Source organism: Phyllobacterium sp. P5_D12 (genome assembly GCF_054049495.1).
In genome coordinates this window covers 1-5,172 of record NZ_JBFUMG010000316.1, presented here as the reverse complement: position 1 = coordinate 5,172, position 5,172 = coordinate 1, and the positions used below count along the sequence as shown (strand labels likewise).

The 5,172-nt window shown below is 54.4% G+C and carries 8 protein-coding genes; 3 read left to right on the top strand and 5 right to left on the bottom strand.

The window, feature by feature from the left end; translation table 11 throughout:
• From ACXJ5O_RS18145 to ACXJ5O_RS18135, 3 genes are all read left to right on the top strand, one after another.
• Positions 1-265 (top strand): hypothetical protein (locus ACXJ5O_RS18145; protein WP_457301110.1); only part of this gene is annotated, 265 nt, incomplete at its 5' end.
• An 83-nt stretch (positions 266-348) separates the two neighbouring features.
• On the top strand, positions 349-624 hold the full coding sequence (locus ACXJ5O_RS18140) for a hypothetical protein (RefSeq protein ID WP_158482250.1): 276 nt from the start codon (positions 349-351) through the stop codon (positions 622-624).
• A gap of 113 nt (positions 625-737) precedes the next feature.
• On the top strand, positions 738-1,127 hold the full coding sequence (locus ACXJ5O_RS18135; protein WP_457301109.1) for a DoxX family protein: 390 nt from the start codon (positions 738-740) through the stop codon (positions 1,125-1,127).
• Here ACXJ5O_RS18135 and ACXJ5O_RS18130 read toward each other — a convergent pair.
• From ACXJ5O_RS18130 to ACXJ5O_RS18110, 5 genes are all read right to left on the bottom strand, one after another.
• A complete protein-coding gene (locus ACXJ5O_RS18130) occupies positions 1,124-1,900 on the bottom strand; it encodes an amino acid ABC transporter ATP-binding protein (RefSeq protein WP_457301108.1) in 777 nt (258 codons plus the stop codon). The two genes, ACXJ5O_RS18135 and ACXJ5O_RS18130, sit on opposite strands and share 4 nt — an antisense overlap.
• A gap of 10 nt (positions 1,901-1,910) precedes the next feature.
• Entirely contained in the window at positions 1,911-2,573 is a 663-nt protein-coding gene (locus ACXJ5O_RS18125; RefSeq protein ID WP_183662976.1) for an amino acid ABC transporter permease, read from the bottom strand.
• A 4-nt stretch (positions 2,574-2,577) separates the two neighbouring features.
• On the bottom strand, positions 2,578-3,240 hold the full coding sequence (locus ACXJ5O_RS18120; protein WP_457301107.1) for an amino acid ABC transporter permease: 663 nt from the start codon (positions 3,238-3,240) through the stop codon (positions 2,578-2,580).
• A gap of 68 nt (positions 3,241-3,308) precedes the next feature.
• Positions 3,309-4,154, bottom strand: coding sequence for a transporter substrate-binding domain-containing protein (locus tag ACXJ5O_RS18115; RefSeq protein WP_457301106.1), 846 nt, complete (start codon positions 4,152-4,154; stop codon positions 3,309-3,311).
• Between the two features lie 211 nt (positions 4,155-4,365).
• On the bottom strand, positions 4,366-4,869 hold the full coding sequence (locus ACXJ5O_RS18110) for a YciE/YciF ferroxidase family protein (protein ID WP_457301105.1): 504 nt from the start codon (positions 4,867-4,869) through the stop codon (positions 4,366-4,368).
• Between the last annotated feature and the right edge of the window lie 303 nt (positions 4,870-5,172).

The following is a 5,172-nucleotide window of genomic DNA, read 5'->3' as shown; positions in this document are numbered from 1 at the left end:
GCTTTCATTTTCCCTGGGCTTCCTTACGCAGTGGGCCAGCAATCCAATACCGTGGAGACTTACCGACCTGCCGACGCTGGTGGTCATAGCCATAGGCATCGTCTTTCAACTGCGCTCCCTGGCGTTACTTTTGCAAACGTCGTCATTGAAAAAAGTCGTCTACGACAAGGCAAGCCGGCTGTTTCTGAATGGCGTGATCATCACCGGGGCCGGCGTTTTTCTGGCGATCCTCATTGACACGTTCCGGTTGCTGACAGTGCATTAACCGACACTTGCGATTGAAGGTTTGCGCCACTTGATTTGCAACCAGCCGCCTGTTGTGTTGCCGGTTATCAAGGAGACCCTTCAATGCGATTAGAGACTGACTTTCCCGATCACCGCAACGGCCGATTTTCACGCGAACCGGTGCCATCCCATTGGCCCCGGAACGTAAGGCAATTATCGCTGAAAGGCAGTGCCTTGTTCGGCATCAATGAAGAAACCGGCAATCTTTATTGGGATGGCAAGCTGATCCAGACATCCAATCGGCTCGGCAATTTTGAGCGGGGCCTTGGCATTGTCCTGACCACAGCGATTGTTGTGATGGCTATACTTGATGCAGCCGGGTTCTTTTTCGGCCATTAGTTGCCTTAAGCCAAGGACGGTACCCTCTTTTCATTTTTGTTTCGAATAGAATGGGCATTTTCGGTGTTATTGGCACACACCCCCCTCGTGAAGTGTTGTTAGCGGAGGATAGTATGGAAGGTTTTCAGGCCCCAGTCGCGTTACTGGCCAGGCTGTTTCTTGCTTATATTTTTGTCATGGAAGGCTGGGGCAAGATTGCCGACTATGCCGGTACTGCAGCCTATATGGAGGCCAACGGCGTTTCAGCCAAGCTGTTGCCGCTCGTCATTCTAACCGAACTCGGTGGCGGGATTCTCGTCGCTGCCGGTTTCATGACCCGCTATGCTGCTGTCGCGCTTGCCGGATTTTGTTTGCTAACGGCTCTTTTGTTTCATACCGATTTCGGAAATCTCGAACAATTGATCAATTTTAACAAGAACATCGCCATTGCCGGCGGGTTTTTAGCTTTGTTGGCTTTTGGTCCAGGCGCGTGGTCAGTCGACGCATGGCGGAAACGAGGCTAACGCTCCCCGAAGCTCGATGTCTTGAGAAATTCGGAAAGCCGTTCGCTCTTCGGCTTGTGAAACATTTCGCGCGGGTTCCCCTCCTCACCGATGCGCCCCTGGTTCATGAAGATGACGCGGTTGGAGACCTCGTAAGCAAACCGCATCTCGTGGGTGACGAGCAGCATGCTCATGCCGTCCTGAGCCAGCGACTTGATGACCTGCAAGACCTCGTTCACAAGCTCGGGATCGAGCGCTGATGTCACTTCGTCGAAGAGCATCAGTCTGGGGTTCATGGCGATGGCACGCGCGATTGCCACGCGCTGCTGCTGGCCACCAGAAAGCTGGCCGGGGAAATGATCGGCACGTGAGCGCAGACCAACGCGATCGAGCCATTTCTCGGCAATGGATCGTGCTTCATCTTTGCCCAACTTCTTCACCTTCATCAGCCCGAGCATAACGTTGCGAGCGGCGCTCATATGCGGGAAGAGGTTGAATTGCTGAAAGGCCATGCCGGTCAATGCCCGCTGGCGCGCGATCTCCTTTTCGCTCTTGCGGCGGCGCTGGCCGCCAGCCATCTCGTAGCCGATCTCCTCGCCATCGATACTGATCGTGCCGCCCTGAAATTCTTCCAGCATGTTGATACAGCGCAACATGGTAGTCTTGCCCGAGCCGCTGGAGCCGATGATGCTGATGACGTCGCCCTGCGCCATAGTGCAATCAACGCCTTTCAGGACCTCGACATCGCCGTAGCTTTTGTGCAGATCGCGGATTTCTAGAAGATGGTTTGGCATCGTTATCGCCTCAGGACGGAATAGCGGTCTTGCGTTCGACATACCGGCCGAAACGCTCGATGGCATAATTGATGATGAAATAGAGAAAGCCGGCGAAGAAATAGAATTCGAGGCTGAGAAACGATCGCGAGATAATTTCCTGCGTACGCAGCAACAACTCGGCAACGCCGATGATGGAGAGCAATGTCGATGCCTTGACCATTTCTGCGGCCGTATTCACCCAGGCAGGGAGAATCTGGCGCAACGCTTGCGGCCCGAGCACATAAGCAAAAGTTTGCGGGAACGTCAGGCCGATCGCCTTGGCAGCTTCCGTCTGACCCTTTGGGATGGCTTGAAGCGCTCCTCGGACTATCTCTCCGACGTGGGAACTGCAGAACACGGCGAGGGCCAATACGCCGGCCTGAAACGGGCTGAGATCAAGACCGATCGTGCTGAGCACATAGTAGCTTGCCAGCACGAGAACCAGGACCGGCGTACCGCGAATGAAATCCGTATAGCCTCGCACGATCCAGCGCAGCGGCCGGACGCCATAGGTCAGAGCAAGGCCGACAAATATTCCAAGTAGTGTGCCAAAGCAAATCGCCAGCAGGGAAATCGAAATGGTGAAACCAAGACCCTTGAGGATCGGTATGCGGGCGAGCCAGAGAATATCGAGGAAATGAGCAATATCCATCACATCACCTCGGCACTGACAGGCGACRCTCGAGGGCACGCATCAGCGCGGCGAGGATCGRGCAGGTTATAACGTAGAGGCAGCTGGCGACGATCCAGGTCTCAATGACACGGAAGGTCTCGACATTGATCTTGCGCGCCTCGAACGTCAGCTCCGGCACGGCGATCGCCGCTGCGAGCGACGTATCCTTGAACAGCGAGATGATTGTACTGCTCAGCGACGGCAAGACATTGCGAAACATCAGCGGCGCGATGATCGAGGTCCGAATCTGGATTTCCGTAAGGCCGATGGCGAGCCCCGCTTCTCGCAGCCCAACAGGAATTGACAGCAGACCTGCTCGAAAAACCTCTGCAAGATATGCGCCGGAATAGAGTGCGAGCGTGAAGATGAAGCTTTCGATCTTGCCCAGCCGGAAACCCAGTTGTGGCAGCGCGAAATAGGTGAAGAGAACAAGCACGAGGATCGGTGTGTTGCGGATGATCGTCACGTAAATTCCGGCTGGACGCCGCGCAAAGCCGTTCTTCGATATCAGACAGAATGCCGTGAACAGGCCAATCGCTGCGCCAATCAGGATTGCACCAAAGGCCAGGGCAAGGCTGAGCGCCAGCCCTTCGAGCAGAAGATCGAAGCTTCGCCACACTGCAGCAAAATTCAGCGTATAACCCATAATGTTCCTGTTATCCGGAACGAGAAGGAAACGGCTTCGGATATTTCCGAAGCCGCAGCGTGATCGCGTTACTTGTATTCGACCGGGAAGCCGATTTGCGGAGGCGTCAGATCCTTGCCGAACCAGGTTTTGAACGATTTCGCATAGAAGTCGAACTCAACACCGGTCATTGCTTCGTGCAACGCAGTGTTGACGAAGTTCAGCCAATCCTGGTCGCCACGCTTGACGCCACAGGCATAGGTCTGCGGATTCCAGCCATAGCCGGCATCCTTGTAGCGGCCCTGGTTCTGGGTCATGTACCACGCAAGCGACGACTGATCTGTCGCCGCTGCGTCTGCCCGGCCGGACTCAAGAGCCTGATAGATAAGGTCAACGGATTCGTACTGGTCGACCTTGGCTTCCGGCAGGGCTGCATGGACCATGCTTTCAGCATAGACATTCTGTAGAACGGAGATCGTGACCGCCGAGCCGGCGGCTTTCAGCGCGGCATAATCGGCATATTTGCTATCGGCCTTGAGCATGAGACCAACGCCTTCCCGGTAGTAAGGAATGGTGAAAGCGATCTGCTGTGCCCGCTCTCCGGTCACTGTCATGAACTGGCAGGTGATATCGACCTTGTCCGTTGTGATGTTTGGAATACGCGCGTCGGAAGATTGATTGACGAATTCGATCTTGTCCGGGTCATTAAACAGAGCTTTGGCGATGATATGACCCATGTCGACGTCAAAACCCTGAAGCTTGTCGTCTACGCTCTTGAAATGCCATGGCGCATTGGTGCTGCCAGTGCCGAGAACCAGATGACCCCGGGCCAGAACTTCATCCAGTTTGCTTTTGGTTTCCTGTGCGAACGCCGTAAGAGAAGGCAGCATCGCGAATGCAGCTACAGCTGCCGCAACACGCAGTCGGTTGGTCATCTTCGTTCCCCTATTCGTCTAGCGAATGGTTTCATTGTGATCCATTATTATGGAATATAGTACCTAATAATGGATCGCCAATAGAATGACAGTGGCCTCGACTTGTCAAGGTCCTTGAACGATAGAAAATTCGACCGTTATATTTACATGACGCAGGGATAAAAAAGCCCGCATCAGCGGCTGATGCGGGCTTTTGCAGACTGGCGCTAGATCAGGCCGCTGCGGCGTTGACCCGGCTTTCAGCCATAGCGGTCAAAGCCTTGTCCGTATTCATTTCTTCCTGGAGATTCTGCTGGAGCAGTGCCGCACAATCGTTACGGCCGAGCTGTTTTGCCCAGGCGACAAGAGTACCATAGCGCGTGATCTCGTAATGCTCGACCGCCTGCCCAGCGGCGATGAGCGCAGCATCCAGAACCTGATCGTCATCGACCTCACCCGAAACATCATCGGCTTCCTCGAGAATGCCGTCAATCGCTGGGCAATTGACGCCGGCAACGTCTACTCCATGCAATTTGAACACTTCTTCCAGACGCTCGATCTGCATCTCGGTCTCCTGAAGGTGTTTTTCGAAACCGTTCTTCAGTTCCTGATCGGAGGCCTTGTCGATCATTTCGGGCAGAGCCTTCACGATCTGGTTTTCAGCATAGTAAATATCACGCAGCGTATGGACGAAGAGATCGTCCATCGTCTTGATGTCTTTAGAAAAAAATCCCATGTCGTCCTCCTGGTTGGCCACAACTACTCCTTCGGCAGCTTTGCAGCTTCCGCAAAAAGTAGCTCGCTCACTTGGTTTTACAGGGAAGTAACGATGGGTCGGACGAATGGTTCCTTGCCCGATAAACTACAGTCGCACGGGGGGATCGAACCGGCCTTTGCCGGCAACTTCCACCAGATAGGTCTTGCCCGCGCCGGGATCATTTTGGTGCATGGCGTCACTCATTTCGTGGTAAGCCGTAGTCACAATGAGGTTGGCACTGTCTTCACTGATAAACGCCGGGCAGGATGGCTGGCGGACCGG

Excerpts from the sequence above, each read along its gene's own strand:
- ACXJ5O_RS18140 (WP_158482250.1), top strand. The coding sequence starts at position 349 with ATGCGATTAGAGACTGACTTTCCCGATCACCGCAACGGCCGATTTTCA.
- ACXJ5O_RS18135 (WP_457301109.1), top strand. The coding sequence starts at position 738 with ATGGAAGGTTTTCAGGCCCCAGTCGCGTTACTGGCCAGGCTGTTTCTT.
- ACXJ5O_RS18130 (WP_457301108.1), bottom strand. The coding sequence starts at position 1,900 with ATGCCAAACCATCTTCTAGAAATCCGCGATCTGCACAAAAGCTACGGC.
- ACXJ5O_RS18125 (WP_183662976.1), bottom strand. The coding sequence starts at position 2,573 with ATGGATATTGCTCATTTCCTCGATATTCTCTGGCTCGCCCGCATACCG.
- ACXJ5O_RS18115 (WP_457301106.1), bottom strand. The coding sequence starts at position 4,154 with ATGACCAACCGACTGCGTGTTGCGGCAGCTGTAGCTGCATTCGCGATG.
- ACXJ5O_RS18110 (WP_457301105.1), bottom strand. The coding sequence starts at position 4,869 with ATGGGATTTTTTTCTAAAGACATCAAGACGATGGACGATCTCTTCGTC.